At 74.2% G+C, this 17,409-nt stretch carries 11 protein-coding genes; 10 read left to right on the top strand and 1 reads right to left on the bottom strand.

What is annotated here, in order from left to right; translation table 11 throughout:
* Position 1 precedes the first annotated feature (1 nt).
* Positions 2-541: a 3-hydroxyacyl-ACP dehydratase FabZ family protein gene (locus tag ACTMS2_RS14445; protein ID WP_441175803.1), complete on the top strand. Its 540-nt coding sequence runs from the start codon at positions 2-4 to the stop codon at positions 539-541.
* Positions 538-1,284, top strand: a complete 747-nt coding sequence (locus ACTMS2_RS14440) for a 3-oxoacyl-ACP reductase family protein (protein WP_101410854.1) — start codon at positions 538-540, stop codon at positions 1,282-1,284. Before ACTMS2_RS14445 ends, ACTMS2_RS14440 begins: the two co-directional genes overlap by 4 nt.
* Here the strand turns inward: ACTMS2_RS14440 and ACTMS2_RS14435 are convergent.
* Positions 1,256-2,089, bottom strand: coding sequence for an SDR family NAD(P)-dependent oxidoreductase (locus ACTMS2_RS14435; protein ID WP_441175802.1), 834 nt, complete (start codon positions 2,087-2,089; stop codon positions 1,256-1,258). The genes ACTMS2_RS14440 and ACTMS2_RS14435 overlap by 29 nt on opposite strands.
* Before the next feature lie 179 nt (positions 2,090-2,268).
* On the opposite strand from ACTMS2_RS14435, the gene ACTMS2_RS14430 reads away from it, so the two are divergent.
* From ACTMS2_RS14430 to ACTMS2_RS14395, 8 genes are all read left to right on the top strand, one after another.
* Positions 2,269-3,225, top strand: coding sequence for a beta-ketoacyl-ACP synthase III (locus ACTMS2_RS14430; RefSeq protein WP_101410850.1), 957 nt, complete (start codon positions 2,269-2,271; stop codon positions 3,223-3,225).
* Between the two features lie 24 nt (positions 3,226-3,249).
* Entirely contained in the window at positions 3,250-3,489 is a 240-nt protein-coding gene (locus ACTMS2_RS14425; RefSeq protein WP_101410848.1) for an acyl carrier protein, read from the top strand.
* A complete protein-coding gene (locus tag ACTMS2_RS14420; RefSeq protein ID WP_441175801.1) occupies positions 3,486-4,847 on the top strand; it encodes a condensation domain-containing protein in 1,362 nt (453 codons plus the stop codon). The genes ACTMS2_RS14425 and ACTMS2_RS14420 overlap by 4 nt, the downstream gene beginning before the upstream one ends.
* 98 nt (positions 4,848-4,945) lie before the next feature.
* The gene (gene sbnA, locus ACTMS2_RS14415) at positions 4,946-5,926 is read left to right on the top strand and encodes a 2,3-diaminopropionate biosynthesis protein SbnA (protein WP_101410844.1); all 981 of its coding nucleotides are present in this window, start codon (positions 4,946-4,948) and stop codon (positions 5,924-5,926) included.
* Positions 5,920-6,957, top strand: coding sequence for a 2,3-diaminopropionate biosynthesis protein SbnB (sbnB, locus tag ACTMS2_RS14410; protein ID WP_441175800.1), 1,038 nt, complete (start codon positions 5,920-5,922; stop codon positions 6,955-6,957). Before sbnA ends, sbnB begins: the two co-directional genes overlap by 7 nt.
* Positions 6,954-7,160, top strand: a complete 207-nt coding sequence (locus ACTMS2_RS14405; protein WP_091630399.1) for an MbtH family protein — start codon at positions 6,954-6,956, stop codon at positions 7,158-7,160. The genes sbnB and ACTMS2_RS14405 overlap by 4 nt, the downstream gene beginning before the upstream one ends.
* Positions 7,161-7,226: 66 nt before the next feature.
* Entirely contained in the window at positions 7,227-12,239 is a 5,013-nt protein-coding gene (locus tag ACTMS2_RS14400) for an amino acid adenylation domain-containing protein (protein ID WP_441175799.1), read from the top strand.
* Positions 12,236-17,409 (top strand): amino acid adenylation domain-containing protein (locus ACTMS2_RS14395; protein WP_441175798.1); only part of this gene is annotated, 5,174 nt, incomplete at its 3' end. The genes ACTMS2_RS14400 and ACTMS2_RS14395, both read left to right, overlap by 4 nt.

Raw genomic sequence — 17,409 nt, 5'->3', positions numbered from 1 at the left:
CATGATGGGGATCGAGGAGATCAAACGGATCGTCCCGCACCGGCCACCGATGCTGCTGGTCGACCGGGTCACCGAGCTGGTGCCCCGGCGACGGCTGGTGGGCTCGCTCACCGTCACCGGCGACCGTCCGCTGCCGATGTCGCTGCTGCTGGAGTCGTGGGGGCAGGCAGCGCTGGTGCTGATCCGACACGACCGGCCGATGCCGGACGTGCTGACCGACGGCGTGCCGGTGGCCGGCGTCTTCGAACACATCCGCTTCGGCCGCCCGGTGCTGCCCGGTGAGACCGTGCAGCACCGGGTCACCATGACCCGGCTGGTCGCCGACACCGCCTTCGTCACCGGCGACAGCGTGGTCGGCGACACCGTGGTGCTGCGGGTCGGACGGCTGGTCGGGGCGATGCGCTCGGTCGACTCGCTGCGGGCGTCCCTGGCGGCGACCCGGGACGCGCGGCCGGCGGCGCCGGACGACCCGCAGGCCGGCCCCGATCCGCGGGCGGCCACGGGCGCCCCGGCGGCGGCGGGCACCGGGGCGGCCCGGTGAGTGCCGGCGGGCGGCCCGTCGCCCTGGTCACCGGCGGCTCGCGGGGCATCGGCCGGGCCGTGGTGCACCAACTCGTCCGCGACGGCTACGACGTCGCCATGTGCTACCAGTCCAGCAAGGACGCCGCCGACGAGGTCGTCGCCGAGGCGACCCGCGACGGCGGGCGCGTGCTGGCCATGATGGTCGACGTCGCCGACGCCGCGGCGGTCCGGGACTTCGTGTCGACCACGGAACGGGAGCTGGGCGAGGCCGACGCGGTGGTCAGCGTCGCCGGCATCATCCGCGACAGGCCGCTGGCCCTGATGGCCGACGCCGACTGGCGCGCGGTCATGGAGGTGAACCTGGACGGCACGTACCACCTCTGCCGCGCCGTGGTCCGCCGGATGATGCGCCGGCGCGCCGGGTCGATCGTCACGGTCTCCTCGGTGTCGGGGGTGGCCGGCAACGCGATGCAGACCAACTACTCCGCGTCCAAGGCCGGGGTCATCGGGTTCACGAAGGCGCTGGCCAAGGAGGTCGGCCGGTACAACATCCGGGCCAACGTGGTCGCCCCGGGCTACATCGACACCGACATGATCGCCGCGCTCTCCGGCGAGCTGGAGACCGTGGCCCGGGACCGGGTGGCCCTGGGCCGGCTCGGGCGCAGCGAGGAGATCGCCGAGGTGGTCTCGTTCCTGCTCTCCTCGCGCGCGTCGTACCTGACCGGCCAGGTGATCACCGTGGACGGCGGCCTCGCGATGTGACCGGCCGCCGGCCGTCGCGGGTGATCCTCGGGTACCAGGGGCCGAGCAGCCGGGTCAGGATGTCGGTGCGGTAGGCGTCCGCTCCGATCAGGATCCTGGCCCGGTCGCGGGCCACCCCGCGCAGGATGGCGCGGGCGGCGTGCTCCGCCGTGACCGCCACCGAACGCTCGAAGTGCTCCCGGACCGCCTGGTAGTCGCGCAGCCCGTCGTTGCGGGCGTTGCGCATGATGTTCGTCCTGATCCGGCCCGGGTACACGCAGCTCACCCCGACCGGCACCCCGTCGGCCCGCAGTTCCCGCGCCACCGCCTCCGTGAAGCCCCGGACGGCGAACTTGGCGGCGTTGTACCCGCTCTGCATCGGCGCGCCGGCCAGGCCCAGCACACTGGAGACGTTGACCAGACGGCCACGCGAGGCGGTCAGCAGCGGCAGGAACGCCCGGGTACCGTGCACGACCCCCCAGAAGTCGACGTCCATCACCCACTCGAGGTCCTCCCAGGCCCCGTCGCTGACCGAGGCGAGCAGGGTCACCCCGGCGTTGTTGACGACCAGGTCGGCGCGGCCGAAGTCGGCCTCGACCCGCCCGGCGTGCGCCAGCACCGCGGCCCGGTCCGTCACGTCCAGCCGGTAACCCAGCACCTGGCCCCCGGGGCCCGCGCAGCGGCGTACGGTCTCGCGAAGCCCCTCGTCGTCCACGTCGGAGACGGCGAGCCGGGCGCCCCGGGCGGCCAGCTCGACGGCGAGCGCGCGCCCGATGCCGGAGCCGGCGCCGGTGACCACGGCCACCCTGTCAGTGAAGTCTCGCATCCTGGACCTTCCCGATCCGGTCTTCGGGCCTCGGCGGTCCGCGCCCGACGCAGGATTCCTCCGCCGGCTATGGCATTCCTATGCCGCGTCGATATGTAGAGAAGCTATGAGGCGGCTGCCCGACCTTTCTCCCGGCAGTCCTCGACGCGGCTGCCGGCCGGGTTGACGAAGGGAGAACGATGTCGGGCATCTTCGGTTCGGCGATCACCGGGCTCGGTGCCTATCGGCCCACCCGCGTGGTCACCAACCCGGACATCGCACTGCGTACGGACGTGACCACGGAGTGGATCGAGGAGCGTACCGGGATCAAGACCCGGCACAGTGCCGGCCCGGGGGAGACCGTGCCGATGATGTCGGCCGAGGCCGGCGCGAAGGCGCTGGCGATGGCGAACGTCGACCCCTCCGAGGTCGACCTGCTCATCCTGGCGACCGCCACCAAGCGGGACCGGATCCCGGGCGGTGCGCCGGAGGTCGCGCACCGCATCGGCATCCCGGCCACCGGCGCGTTCGACCTGAACGCCGCCTGCGCGGGCTTCGCGTACTCGGTGTCGGTGGCGTCCAACGCCGTGCGCCTCGGCGAGGCGCGCAACGTGCTGGTCGTCGGCGCCGAGCACCTCACCGAGTTCATCGACCCCGAGGACCCGGCGACGTACGTCATCTTCGGTGACGGCGCGGGCGCCGCGGTGATCTCCCGCTCCGGGACCGAGGGCATCGGCCCCGTGGTGTGGGGCAGCGACGGCCGCCGGGCCCCGATCCTCGGCACGAAGTGGGCCAAGGACGGCAAGGAGTACGCCTCGATGAACGGGCCGCTGGTCTACCGGTGGTCCACCAAGAACATCCCCCCGGTCGCGCGGGAGGCCTGCGCCCGCGCCGGGATCGACCTGTCGGAGATCGACTGGTTCGTGCCGCACCAGGCGAACCTGCGGATCATCGAGCAGCTCGCCGAGATCCTGGAGATCCCGGAGGAGAAGGTCGCCCGGGACGTCATCGACACCGGGAACACCTCGGCGGCCTCGGTGCCGCTCGCCCTGAGCCGGCTGCACGAGAGCGGCCGGACAAAGCCCGGCGACAAGGCGCTGCTGCTCGGCTTCGGCGCCGGCCTCGCCTACGCCGGCCAGATCGTCCGGATGCCCTGAACACCCTCCCGAAAGGACACTGACATGACCGTTGACCAGGTGGCCGCCGACGTCGAGCAGCTGACCCGCAAGCTGATGACCGAGGAGCCGGACCGGCCGATCTCCGCCGACGACACCTTCGTGGACCTGGGCCTCGACTCGCTCAAGCTGGTCGACCTGCTCGGCGCCGCCGAGGTGCACTTCGACATCGAGGTGCCGGACGAGGAGGTCGGCAACTTCGTCCGCGTCCGGGACCTGACCGACTTCGTGCTCGGCGCCAAGTGAACGCCGGCGACGGGGACGCCCGGGAGCTGTCCGTCGGTCAGGCCGCACAGTGGGCGCTGTACCGACTCGCGCCCGAGAGCTCGACCAGCAACGTGGTGACGGCCGTGCTCGCCGAGCCGGCCCTCGACACCGACGTGCTGCGGGCCGCCCTCGTCGCCGTGCAGGAACGGCACGACCTGCTCCGGTCCCGGTTCACCGAGACCGGCGCGGGGCCGGTGCGGCTGGTGGCCCCCCGCGGCTCGGGCGCGGTCGAGGTCCGCGACGTCGGCGACGTGGACGAGGCGACGCTGCGTACGCTGATCCACGCCGTCGGTGAGCGGCCGCTGCGGCTCGAACAGGACGGCCCCCTGCGGGCGGTGCTGCTGCGGCGGGGCACGGACTGCGCGCTGGTGCTGGTCATCCACCACATCGCCACCGACGGGCTCTCCCAGTACCTGATCTGGCGGGACCTCGGCGACGCGTACCGGGCGCTGCGGGGCGGGGGCACGGTCGACTGGCCGACGCATCCCCGCTACGACGAGTTCGTCGCGCGGGAGCAGGCCATGCTGGCCGGCCCCCGCCGCGCCGAACTGGCCGAGCACTGGGCCCGCACCTGCGCCGGGGCCACCGCCGCCACCCTGCCCACCGACCGGCCCCGCTCCGCCACCCGCTCGTACCGGGGCGCGGCCGTGGCCCGGACGCTGCCGGAGGACGTCGCCCGGCAGGTACGCGCCACGGCCGCCGCCCTGGCGGTCACCCCGTTCACCGTCCTGCTCGGCGTCTTCGAGGCGCTGCTGCACCGGTGCACCGGGCAGCGCGAGTTCACCATCGGCTGCCCGGTCTCGGTGCGGCGGGGACGGGCGCTGCGGGAGGTGGTCGGGCTGCTGGTGAACCCGGTCGTGCTGCGCTCGTCGTTCGCCCCGGACACCACCTTCGCGGCGGCGATCGCCGCCGCGGGACGCCAGCTCTCGGACGGGGTGGCGCGCGCCGCCTACCCATTCCCGCTGGTCCAGGCGGCCCGCCGGGACCGGGACCCGCTGGTGCGGGTCACCATCACGCTGCTCACCCGGCAGCACGGCGACACCCTGTCCGACACCAGCAACGGCTTCGTCGGGCACCGGGTCCGCCAGGTGGTGGTGCCGTACGACGAGGGACAGTTCGACCTCGCCGTGACGGTGCACCAGCTACCCGGCCTGGCGCTGCGTACCGAGTTCAACTACGACACGGACCTGCTCGACCGCGCCACCGTCGAGCGGCTCTTCGACCAGTACCTGGCCCTGCTCGGCGCGGCCTGCGCCGATCCGGCCGCGACGGTGGCCGACGCCCGCCTGGCCGGCGACGTCGACGAGCGGATGCTGCTCGAACTCGGCATGAGCTGAGCACTCCGGCCACCCGGCGCCCGTCATCGACGCGGTGCCGCACAGCGCCCGCACGGTGGCTGCGGGCGACCTTCCGTCAGCCCGGAGAGGGGGTTGAAATGGATCAGGGAATTCTCTCCACGGTCGGCAACACGCCCCTGGTGCGCCTGGACCGGTTGTTTCCCGAGTTTCCCGCCCGGGCGTACGCGAAACTCGAACAGTTCAATCCGGGTGGGAGCATCAAGGACCGGGCGGCGCTGAACATGCTGCGCGGGAAGATCGAATCCGGCGAACTGGTGCCGGGACGGTCCGTGGTGGTGGAGTCCAGCTCCGGCAACCTCGCCATCGGCCTGGCCCAGATCTGCGCGTACTTCGGCATCCGCTTCATCTGCGTGGTGGACCCGAAGACCACCCGGCAGAACCTGGCGGTGCTGGCCGCGTACCAGGCCGAGATCGACATGATCGAGCACCCCGACCCGGTGACCGGCGAGTATCTCGCGGTCCGGCGACGCCGGGTGCGCGAGCTGGTGGAGACCGTGCCCGGCGCCTACCGCCCGGACCAGTACACCAATCCGCTCAACGCCGGGGCGCAGCGGCAGACCATGGCCGAGATCATGACCGAGCTGGACGGCCGGGTCGACTACCTGTTCTGCTCCACCGGCACCTGCGGAACCCTGGTCGGCTGCGCCGACTACCTGCGCGAGAACGGCCACCGGACCCGGATCGTCGCCGTCGACGCCGTCGGCAGCGCGATCTTCGGCCACCCGCCCGCGCCCCGGCTGATCCCGGGGCACGGCGCCTCGGTGGTGCCTCCGCTGGCCGCCAACGCCCGCCCGGACGAGGTGCTGCACGTCTCCGACCTCGACTGCGTGGTCGGCTGCCGGCTGCTGGCGGTCCGGGAGGCCATCCTCGCCGGCGGCTCCTCCGGGGCGACGGTGGCCGCGCTGCGGCGCCGGATGGCGGACCTGCCCGCCGGGAGCACCAGCGTCCTGATCTTCCCGGACAACGGCGACCGCTACCTCGACACCATCTACTCCGATCGCTGGGTGACCGAACAGTTCGGCGAGGTCAGCCACCTGTGGAAGGGCGACAAATGCTGATCATCGGCCATGCCGTGGTCCGGGACGTGCTCGACGGCGACGAGGCCCGGGTCATCGACCTCGTCCGGCAGGCGTACCTGCTGCACGAGCAGGGCCGCACGAGCGTGCCGCACTCGGTCTTCCTGCGCTTCCCCGACGACGCCCGCAACCGCATCATCGGCCTGCCCGCGTACCTGGGCTCCGAGCCGCCGGCCGCCGGCATGAAGTGGATCTCCTCGTTCCCGGCGAACATCGAGCGGGGCCTGGACCGGGCCAGCGCCGCCATCGTGCTCAACTCGCTGGAGACCGGCCGGCCCGAGGCGGTCATCGAGGGATCGGTCGTCTCCGCCCGGCGGACCGCCGCCGGCGCGGCCCTCGCCGCGCGGCTGCTGACCGCCGAGCGCCCTCCGGACGGCGTGGCGCTGATCGGCTGCGGGCTGATCAACGAGCAGGTGCTGCGCTTCCTGACCGTGGCGCTGGCGCCGCCGGCCGCCCTGGTGCTGCACGACGCCGACCCGCGCCGGGCCGAGGCGTTCGCCGCCCGCGCGGCGGCCCTGCTGCCGGCCACGACGATCAGCGTGGCGGCGAGCGCCGAGCGGGCCCTGGCCGCCCACCGGCTGGTCTCGATCGCCACCACCGCCAGCGAACCACACCTGGAGCTGACGGCCTGCCAGCCGGAGAGCGTGGTGCTGCACCTGTCGCTGCGCGACCTGCACCCGGCGTCGGTGCTGGCGGCCCGCAACGTCGTCGACGACCCCGACCACGTGTGCCGCGAGCGGACCTCGCTGCACCTCGCCGAGCAGCTCACCGGCGGCCGCGACTTCATCCACACCACCATCGGCCGGCTGGCCGGCGGTGCGGCGCTGCCCGACGCAGACGTGCCCGGACCGGTGGTGGTCTCGCCGTTCGGGCTGGGCGTGCTGGACATCGCGCTGGCCGAACACGTCCGCCGCGCGGCGGCCGAGCGTGGCCTCGGCGTGCGGATCGACGACTTCACACCTGTGCCGGCCGCCGCCGTGGCGGCCGCCGAACCCACGAGGGAGACGACATGAGCGACGACGACCGCAGCTACCTGGTGGTGCTCAACGACGAGGAGCAGTACTCGATCTGGTGGAGCGACCGGGCGCTGCCGGCCGGCTGGCGTGCCGAGGGCACCGAGGGCACCCGCGAGCAGTGCCTCAGCCGGATCAACGAGCTCTGGACCGACATGCGGCCGAAGAGCCTGCGCCTGCGGATGGACGGCGCGTCCGTCTGACGGCCTTCCGGCAGGCGTGACCCCCCGGCCGTCCGCGACCGACCCCCACCCCGGAGGAGCACCCCGATGAGCACCCCTCTGTCCACCCCGCCGGCCGCCGGAGCGGGCACGGCCGATCCCGTCGTCCTGCCGGACCTGATCGCCCGCCAGGCCGCGGCGACGCCCGACGCGACCGCGGTGCTGGCCGGCGACGTACGGGTCGGCTACGCCGAGCTGGACCGGCGCGCCAACCAGCTCGCCCGGCACCTGGTCGGGCTGGGCGTCGGTCCGGAGTCGACGGTCGGCGTGTACCTGCGTCGGGGCGTCGACCTCGTGGTCGCCCTGCTCGGGGTGTGGCGGGCCGGCGGCGCGTACCTGCCGCTGGACCCGGCGCACCCGGTGGACCGGCGTCGGTGGATCGTCGCCGACACCGGGGTGGACGTCGTGCTCACCCAGACCGACCTGCGCGACGACGGGCTGACCGGGCCGTCCCACGTGGTCTGCCTGGACGCCGACCGGTCCCGGATCGAGGCCGGGCCGGACACCGCGCCGCCGGTACGGATCGACCCCGACAACGCCGCGTACGTCATCTACACCTCCGGCTCGACCGGGCGCCCCAAGGGCGTGGTCGTCACCCACGGTGCCATCGGCAACCGGGTGGCCTGGACGGTCCGGCAGCACGGCCTGTCGCCGGCGGACCGGGTGTTGCAGAAGACGGCCGTGAGCTTCGACGCGGCCGGCTGGGAGTTCTTCGCCCCGCTGATCTGCGGGGCGAGCGTGGCGCTCGCCCCGGACGGCGCCGAACGCGATCCGGCCGCCCTGGTGGCGGCGGTCATCCGGACGTCGGCGACCGTGCTCCAGGGCGTCCCGTCGGTGCTGCATTTGGTGACGGAGGAGCCGGACTGGCCGAGGTGCACCTCGCTGCGGCTGGTCTTCTCCGCCGGTGAGCCGCTGCACGCCGAGCTGTGTCAGCGGCTGGCGGCGGTGCCCGGGGTGCGGGTCTGGAACACCTACGGCCCGACCGAGTGCGCCATCGACGTCACCGCCCAGCAGGTCGACCTGGCCCAGCGCACCGGCCCGGTGCCGATCGGCCGGCCGCTGGACAACCTCCGCCTCCAGGTGCTGGACGCCAACCGGCGGCCGGTGCCGATCGGCGTGGTCGGCGACCTGTACGTGGGCGGGGCCGGGCTCGGCCGCGGCTACCTCGGCCGCCCCGACCTGACCGCCGAGCGGTTCGTCCCGGACGAGTACGGGCCGCCCGGCGCGCGGCTCTACCGCACCGGCGACCAGGTCCGGTGGCGCTCGGACCGGAGCCTGGAGTTCGTCGGCCGCACCGACGACCAACTGAAGATCAATGGCGTACGCATCGAGCCGGGTGAGGTGGAGGCCGCGCTGGCCGCCCACCCCGACGTCCGGCGGGCGGTGGTCGTCGGCTTCGCCGAACCCGGCGGCAGCCCCAGGCTGGCCGCGTACGTCGCCAGCCGGCACCCGCTGACCGCCGCGCAGCTGCGCTCCTTCCTGGCCGACCGGCTGCCCGAACCCCTGGTGCCGGCCGTGTTCGTGCCCGTGGCGGAGTTCCCGCTGACCACCGGCGGAAAGGTGGACCGGGCGGCGCTGCCGCCGGTCGAGACCGCCGACCGGACGGCCTACCTGGCCCCGCGCACCGACGCCGAGCGACTGGTCGCCCGGCTCTGGCAGGAGCTGCTCGGCGTCGACCGCGTCGGCGTGCACGACGACCTATACCAGCTCGGCGGGTCGTCGCTGGTGACCGTCCGCCTCGCCAGCCGGCTCGCCGCCGAGTCGGGCGTGCGGATCGGACTGCGGGACCTGCTCGCGGCGAGCACCGTCGAGGCGCAGGCCGCCCTGCTGACCGACGACGCCCCCGCGACGTCGGCGGTGCTCCCGGTGCCCCGCACCGGCGCGCTGCCGCTCTCCCCGGCCCAGCGGCGACTGTGGCTGCTGGACCAGCTGCACCCGGGCAGCCCCGAGTGGGTGGTGCCGCTCTACCTGCGCCTGCCCGGCTCGCTGGCGCCCGACACCGTACGGGCGGCGCTGACCGCGCTCGAAGCGCGGCACGAGGCGCTGCGCACCCGCTACCTGACCCGCGACGGTGAGCCGTACCAGCGCGTCGACGCGCCCGGCCCCGTCGACCTCACGGTCGTCGACGCGGCCGAGGCCCCGCTCGTCGACCTCGTCGACGCGCAGCTGCGCGAGGGCTTCGACCTGCGTACCGGGCCGCTGTGGCGGGCCACCCTGGTCACCTCGGCCGGAGCGGACCACCTGCTGCTCGTGGCGCTGCACCACATCGCCTCCGACGCGAGTACCGCCGCCGTCCTGGAGCGCGACCTGCGGGAACTCTGCGCGGCCGAGGCCGCCGGCCGGGAGCCCGACCTGCCGGAACTGACGGTGCACTACGCCGACTACGCGACCTGGCAGCACCGGTACCTCACCGACGAGCTGGTCGAACGGGAACTCGGCTTCTGGCGCGAGCACCTGACCGGGGTGCCCGAGCTGGCCCTCCCGCTGGACCGGCCCCGGCCCCCGGAGCGCGACCCGCGCGGGGCGCACGTCGAGTTCGAGGTGCCGGCGGACCTCGCGCAGAAGCTGACCACGCTGGGCCGGCGCTGCTCGGCCACCCCGTTCATGACCATGCTGACGGGCTTCGCCACGCTGCTGGCCCGCTACAGCGGGCAGTGGGACGTCGCCGTCGGCGCGCCCACCTCCGGCCGGCGGCCCCCCGAGACGGAGCAGATCGCCGGGGTGTTCCTCAACCCCGTCGTGGTGCGCTGCACCCTCGACCCGTCCGCGCCGTTCGAGGCGGCCCTGCGGGCCGTCCGGTCGCGCACCCTGGCCGCCCTCGCCCACCAGGACCTGCCCTTCGAGCGGGTCGTCGACGACCTCGTCGACGTGCGCGACCTCTCCCGCACGCCGCTCTACCAGGTGATGCTCAACGCCCAGGAGGGCGGCATCACCGGCCAGTCGACCGACGACGAGGCGCTGCTGGACGCCCTGCGCCGGGCCGCCCGCGTCGCCAAGACCGACCTCACCATGCACGTCTGGCCCCGCCCGGACGGCACCCTGGCCGGCAGCCTGGAGTACGCCACCGCCCTGTTCGACGAGCCCACCGTCCGGCGGATGGCCGAGCACTTCGTCCGGCTGCTCGCCGCGGCCGTGGCCGAACCGAGGACCCCGCTCGACGACCTCGACCTGCTCTCGCCGGGCGAACGCCACCTGCTCCTGCACGAGGTGCACGGGCCCACCGTGCCCCGCCGTACCGAGACCGTCTGCGACCTCTTCGAGGCCCAGCGCCGCCGCACGCCCGACGCGGTGGCGCTGCGGCACGGCGACCTCACCACCACCTACGCGGCGCTGGACGACCGGGCCAACCAGTTCGCCCACCACCTGCGGCACGCGGGCGTCGCCCGGGGCGCGGTGGTGGCCGTCCTGCTCGACCGGGGCGTCGACCTGGTCGCGGCGATCCTCGGCACCTGGAAGGCCGGAGCGGCCGTGCTGCCGCTCGACCCGTCGTACCCGGCCGGGCGGATCGCGCACATGCTCGCCACCGCCGGCGTGAAGCTGGGCGTCACCCAGGCGGCGTACGCGCCCCGGTTCGCCGTGCCGACCCTGCACGTGGACACCCACCGGCTGATGGTCTGCGCCGGCCCCACCGACCGGCCGGAGCGCGACACCGACCCGGAGGAGACGGCGTACGTGCTGTTCACCTCCGGCTCGACCGGCCGCCCGAAGGGTGTGCTGCTGCCGCACCGGGCGGTCACCAACTTCCTCGCCTGCGCCGTCGAGACCGAGGCCCTCGGCGACCGGGGTGCCCGCGCGGGGCGGGGCGACGGCGCACCGCTGTTCACCACCATCGCCTTCGACCTGTCCATCCCCAACCTGTTCAGCCCGCTGGTCTCGGGGCAGTCGGTGACCCTGCTGCCCGCCGCCCTCGACATCGCCGAGCTGGGCGGACTGCTCGTCAAGGCCGGCCCGTTCGACCGCTTCATCATGACCCCGCCGCACCTGGAGCTGCTCACCGAGCAGCTCGACGACGAGCAGGCGGGCCAGCTCTCCGGTCTGATCTGGACGGCGGGGGCGGCGCTGCGCGGGGAGATCGCCAACCGGTGGCTGGACCGGCTCGGGCCGGGCGGCCTCACCAACAGCTACGGGCCGACCGAGACCACCGTCATCATGACGGCCCACCCGGTCGAGACGGCGCAGCGCACCGACATCGTGCCGATCGGCCGGGCGATGGCGAACACCACCGTCCGGGTGCTCGACGACGCGCTGCGGCTGCTGCCGGTCGGCGTGGTCGGTGAGCTGTACATCGGCGGGCAGTGCCTGGCCACCGGCTACGCCGGGCGGCCCGACCTCACCGCCGAGAGGTTCGTGCCCGACCCGTACGGGCCGCCGGGCAGCCGGCTGTACCGCAGCGGTGACCTGGTCCGGATGCGTTCCGACGGGGTGATGGACTTCGTCGGCCGCGTCGACGACCAGGTCAAGGTGCGCGGCTACCGCATCGAGCTCGGCGAGATCCGCGCGGTCGTCGAGGAACACCCCGCGGTGGCCCAGTGCGTGGTCATCGTCCACGAGGACCGGCTGGTGGCCTTCCACCGGGGCGAGGCGCCCGACCTGGCCGCGCACTGCGCCCGGCTGCTGCCCGACTACATGACCCCCAGCCTGCTCGTGCCGGTCGCCGAGATCCCCCTCAACGCCAACGGCAAGGTCGACCGCGCCGCCCTGCTCGATCTGCTGGCCCGGGCCGTGTCGACCGGCGCGGCCGGCGCCGAGGACGCCCTCGTCGCGCCGCGCACGATCGTCGAGGAACGCCTCTGTGCGATCTGGAGCGACCTGCTGGGCGTGCCCGTCGGCGTACGGCACAACTTCTTCGCCATGGGCGGGCACTCCGTCCTCGCGGGCCGGCTGGTCGCCGGCCTCCAGGAGGAGTTCGACCTCGACGTGTCGCTCCGGCTCGTCTTCGAGCACCCGACCGTCGAGGCGATGGCGGGCGCGGTGGAGGACCTCATCCGGGCCGAGGTGGACGCGCTTTCCGACGCCGACCTGACCGAAGACCTGCGGCAGACCAAGGAGCACCAGGCATGACCTCGACCGCGAACCAGCCGAACCTGCGCGAGTCGCTCGTCCAACGCCGGTTGGCGGGCAGGGCCGCCGGCCGGCGCGCCGGGATCCCGACCGTCGACCGCTCGGGCGACCTGCCGCTCTCCTTCGGCCAGCAGCAGATGTGGTTCCTCAACCGGCTGGACCCCACCAGCCCGGAGTACCTGGTCTCCTCGGCGCTGCGGCTGCGCGGACCGCTGGACCGGGCCGCGCTGGCCCGGGCGTGGGACGCCCTCATCGCCCGGCACGAGATCCTGCGTACCCGCTACGCGATGGCCGACCTGACGCCGGTGCAGGTCATCGACGATCCCCGGCCCCAGGAGCTGCCGCTGGTCGACCTGACCACCGTGCCGGAGGCGGAGCGGGAGGACCGGGCCACCACGCTGATGACCGAGCTGGCCGGCACCGGCTTCGACCTGGCCACCGAGTGGCCGGTGCGGGCGACGCTGCTGCGCCTGGCCGAGGCCGAGCACCTGCTGGTGCTGGTGCTCCACCACATCGCCTGCGACGCGCCCTCCACGGCGGTGCTCCTCGGTGACCTGGCCGAGCTGTACGGCGCGTACGTGCGGGGCGAGCAGTCGCCGCTGACGCCGCCGGCCGTCCAGTTCGCCGACTTCGCCGCCTGGCAGCGCGACCGGCTGCGCGGCGACCTGCTGGAGCGGCACCTGGAGCACTGGCGCGACCGGCTCGCCGGCCTCACCCCGCTGGAGCTGCCCGCCGACCGGCCGCGGCCCCGCGTCCGCGACTGGCGGGGCGCGTCGGTGCCCTTCGCGCTCTCCGCCGACCTCTCCGCCGCGCTGCGCGAGATCGCCCGCGACGCGGAGACCACCCTCTTCGTCACGCTGCTGACCGCCTTCCAGGCGCTGCTGTCGCGCCACACCGGCCGCACCGACATCCCCGTCGGCAGCGTGACGTCCGTGCGTGACCGCGCCGAGCTGCGCAACCTCGTCGGGTACGGCATCGACAACCTCGTCCTGCGCGGCAGCTGGACCGGGGACCCCACCTTCGCCGACCTGCTGCGCGCCAACCGCGCCACCGTGCGGGACGCCTTCGCGCACGCCGACGTGCCCTTCGCGCTGCTGGTCGACGAGCTCGAACCGGAGCGGGACCTCTCCCGCACGCCGCTCTACCAGGTCGCCTTCACCCTCGGCGACGACGCCCCCGGCGGCACCTGGCCGGCCGGCCTCGCCGCCGAAACGCTCTGGCCGCCGACCCGGGTCGCCAAGGTCGATCTGCAACTGCACGTCGTCGAGGGCGCCGACGGCCGGCTGCGCGGGCACCTGGAGTACGCCACCGCGCTGTTCGACCAGGCCACGGTGCGGCGGCTGGCCGACCACCTCGGCCGCCTGCTGGAGCACGTCGGCGCCGACCCGCACGCCCGGATCTCCGCGCTGCGCATCCTCGACGACGCCGAACTGGCCGCGGCGACCCCCGCGCCGGCCCGCCCCGCCGCACCGGTGACCGGCACCGTGCACGGCGTCTTCGCCGCCACCGCCGCCGCCCACGCGGGCGCGACCGCCGTCGTGGCCGGCGCGGTGCGCCTGACGTACGCCGAACTGGACGCCACCGCGAACCGGCTGGCGCACCACCTGCGGGCCCTCGGCGCGGGCCCGGAACGGCTGGTCGCGGTCTGCCTGGAGCGCGGCGCGGAGCTGGTGCCCGCCCTGCTGGGCGTGCTGAAGTCCGGGGCGGCGTACCTGCCGGTGGAGCCGGGCGTCCCCGCCGACCGGCTCGAATTCATGCTCGCCGACGCCGGTGCGCGGATCGTGGTGACCACCGAGGCCCACCGGGCGCGGTTCGTCGACTTCGACGGCGCGGTGGTGGTGCTCGACGACCCCGAGCACGCCGGGCGGATCGCCGGGCGACCCGGCACCGACCCGGGCGTCACCGTCGACGCCGAGAACCTGATCTACGTCATCTACACCTCCGGGTCCACCGGTCGCCCCAAGGGCGTCTTCCTGACCCACGCCAACGTGCTGCGCCTGATGACCGTGGCCCAGGACGACCTGAACTTCGGCCCCGCCGACGTGTGGCCGCTGTTCCACTCGTACGCCTTCGACGTGTCCGTGTGGGAGCTGTGGGGCGCCCTGCTGCACGGCGGCCGGCTCGTGGTGGTGCCCCGCGAGGTCACCCGTTCCCCCGGCGACCTGCTCGACCTGCTGGTCGAGGAGCGGGTCACCGTGCTCAACCAGACGCCGACGGCGTTCCGCGGCCTGGTGGGGCTGGCCCGCGACGGCGACCCCCGCATCGACCGGCTCGCCCTGCGCGCGGTCGTCTTCGCCGGTGAGAAGCTGGAGTACGCCGACCTCGGCCCCTGGGTGGCCCGGCGCGGGCTGGCCGCGCCCCGGCTGCTGAACCTCTACGGCATCACCGAGATCACGGTGCACGCCACCTACTACGAGGTGGGCCCGCAGGACCTGACCGGCGCCGCCAACCCGATCGGCGTCCCGCTGGCCGACCTGAGCATCCACCTGCTCGACGCGTACGGCAACCCCGTGCCGGTCGGCGTCACCGGCGAGATCCACGTCGGCGGGCCCGGCGTGGCCCGGGGCTACCTGAACCGGCCCGAGCTGACCGCCCAGCGGTTCGTGCCCGACCCGTTCGGGCCGCCCGGCGCCCGGCTCTACCGCAGCGGCGACCTGGCCCGCCGGCGCGCCGACGGCAGCCTGGAGTTCGTCGGCCGGATCGACGACCAGGTGAAGATCCGGGGCTACCGGGTCGAGCTGGGCGAGATCGAGGCCGCCATCGCCGCCCTGCCCGGGGTACGCGAGGCCGTGGTCGTCGTCCGCGAGGACACCCCCGGCGACCGGCGGCTGGTGGCGTACTCGGTCGTCGACGAGCAGGTGGAGCTGCCCCGGCCGGGGCAGGTGCGCGCCGCGCTGGCCCGCACCCTGCCCGAGTACATGATCCCGTCGGCGTTCGTGCCGCTGGCCCGGCTGCCGCTGACCGTCAACGGCAAGCTCGACAAGCGGGCGCTGCCCGCGCCCGACCGCACGGTGACCGCCACCGACCGGCCCTACGTGGCGCCGCGTACCGAGGTGGAGGAGCGGCTCGCCGCGATCTGGGCGGAGCTGCTCGGCCTGGAGCGGGTCGGCGTCGAGGACGGCTTCTTCGACGTCGGCGGCGACTCGATCCGCGCCGTGGCGCTCGCCGGGGCCATCCGGAACGCCGGCCTCGACGTGCAGGTGCGCGACCTCTTCGAGCGGCGCACCATCGCCGAGCTGGCGGAGTTCCTCACCGGCCGCCCCGCCCCGGCCGCCCAGGAGCCGGCCGTCGCGCCGTTCGCCCTGATCGGCGAGGCCGACCGCGCCGCGCTGCCCGACGGCGTCGTCGACGCGTACCCCTGCACCCAGGTGCAGCTCGGCATGCTCGCGGAGATGCTCGCCGACGAGCACAACCACTACCTCAACGCCACCACCTACCGCATCCCCGACTCCGGCGAGTTCTCCCTCGACGCGTTCCGGGAGGCCGCCGCGCTGCTGGTGCGCCGGCACGAGGTGCTGCGCACGTCGTTCGACCTGACCGGCTACTCCGTGCCGATGCAGCTCGTGCACGCCACCGCCGAGATGCCCGTCGGCATGGACCGGGCGCGCGCCACCGACCGGGCCGGCCTGGAGCGGGAGCTGCGCGACTTCATCGCCGCCGAACGGGCCGAGATGTTCGACCTCGCCCGGCCGGCGCTGTTCCGGCTGCACGCGCGGGTCTGCGCGGACGGCAGCTGGTGGCTCACCCTCACCGAGTGCCACCCCATCATGGACGGCTGGAGCTACCACTCGCTGATGATGGAGTTGGTCGGCGCGTACCACCGGATCCGCGACGGGCTGCCGGTCGAGCCCCGCCCGGCGCCGCCGGTGCGCTTCGCCGACGCCGTCGCCGCCGAGCTGCGCTCCACCGCCGAGGGGATCGACCGGGCCTTCTGGCACGGCCGGGTCGCCGGCCGGGACCGGTTCGTGCTGCCCGAGGGCTGGGGCGACCCGACCGCCGAGGCGGGCGCCCAGTACGACCACTGGGTGCCGCTGCACGACCTGGAGCCGGGCCTGCGGGCGCTGGCCCGCCAGACCGGCGTGCCGTTCAAGTCGGTGATGCTGGCCGCGCACCTGAAGGTGATGAGTCAGCTCACCGGGGCGGAGTCGTTCTTCACCGGCCTGGTGTGCAACATCCGTCCCGAGGTCGCCGGCGCCGACCGCGTCTACGGGATGCACCTGAACACGGTGCCGTTCGTGCACGACGCGGGCGCGCGTACCTGGCGGGAGCTGATCGCGCGGACGTTCGCCGCGGAGCTGGAGGCGTGGCCGCACCGCCGGTACCCGCTCCCGGTGCTCCAGCGCGAGGTGGGCGACGGCGGCCGGATGCTCGACGTCCGGTTCAGCTTCCACGACTTCCACCAGATCGACACCGACGAGATCGACTACGCCGACTCGATCGACGACAGCCCCAACGAGTTCCCGCTCGGCGTGATCAGCCGCCTCGGCTTCATCACGCTGGAGGCCAACCTGCGCCACCTGGGCATGGCCCAGGTCGCCCGCCTCGGTGGCATGTACCGGGCGGTGTTGGAGGCGATGGTGGCCGACGTGGACGGTGACGCGTCGGTGGTGTGTCTGCCGGCGGGTGAGGTGTCGGTGGTGTTGGCCGACGGGGTGTCGGCGGTGGCGCCGGTGTCGCGTTCGGTGCTGGACGAGTTCGAGGCGCGGGCGGCGGAGACGCCGTCGGCGGAGGCGGTGTCGGTGCCGGGCGGCGCGGGGATCGGCTTCGCGGAGCTGGACGCCCGGGCCGGGCAGGTCGCCCGCTGGTTGGCAGCCCGGGGTGTGGGTGCCGGTGCGGTGGTGGGTGTGCTGCTGGACCGGGGTGTGGAGTTGGTGGCGTCGATGGTGGGGGTGTGGAAGGCGGGTGCGGCGTTCGTGCCGGTCGATCCGTCGTACCCGCCGGGTCGCATCGCGGCCATGCTCGCCGACGCGGGCGCCCGGGTCGCGATCACCTCGGGCCGGTACGCCGACCGGTTCGCCCCGGTCGGCGTGGAGGTGGTGCGCGTCGAGGAGATCGGCGAGACGGACGCGCCGCTGCCGGTCCGCGCCACGGATCTCGACGAGTTGGCGTATGTGATTTTCACGTCGGGGTCGACGGGTCGGCCGAAGGGTGTGCAGGTGTCGCACCGGGG

It is taken from the genome of Micromonospora sp. SD12, assembly GCF_052068495.1.
GTDB lineage: Bacteria > Actinomycetota > Actinomycetes > Mycobacteriales > Micromonosporaceae > Micromonospora > Micromonospora echinofusca.
The sequence above is the reverse complement of the archived record's forward strand: the minus strand, read 5'-3'. Positions and strand labels throughout refer to the sequence as shown.

Bases quoted from the DNA above. Each gene is read 5' to 3' on its own strand.
- ACTMS2_RS14445 (WP_441175803.1), top strand. From the start codon at position 2: ATGATGGGGATCGAGGAGATCAAACGGATCGTCCCGCACCGGCCACCG.
- ACTMS2_RS14435 (WP_441175802.1), bottom strand. From the start codon at position 2,089: ATGCGAGACTTCACTGACAGGGTGGCCGTGGTCACCGGCGCCGGCTCC.
- ACTMS2_RS14430 (WP_101410850.1), top strand. From the start codon at position 2,269: ATGTCGGGCATCTTCGGTTCGGCGATCACCGGGCTCGGTGCCTATCGG.
- ACTMS2_RS14425 (WP_101410848.1), top strand. From the start codon at position 3,250: ATGACCGTTGACCAGGTGGCCGCCGACGTCGAGCAGCTGACCCGCAAG.
- sbnA (WP_101410844.1), top strand. From the start codon at position 4,946: ATGGATCAGGGAATTCTCTCCACGGTCGGCAACACGCCCCTGGTGCGC.
- sbnB (WP_441175800.1), top strand. From the start codon at position 5,920: ATGCTGATCATCGGCCATGCCGTGGTCCGGGACGTGCTCGACGGCGAC.
- ACTMS2_RS14405 (WP_091630399.1), top strand. From the start codon at position 6,954: ATGAGCGACGACGACCGCAGCTACCTGGTGGTGCTCAACGACGAGGAG.
- ACTMS2_RS14400 (WP_441175799.1), top strand. From the start codon at position 7,227: ATGAGCACCCCTCTGTCCACCCCGCCGGCCGCCGGAGCGGGCACGGCC.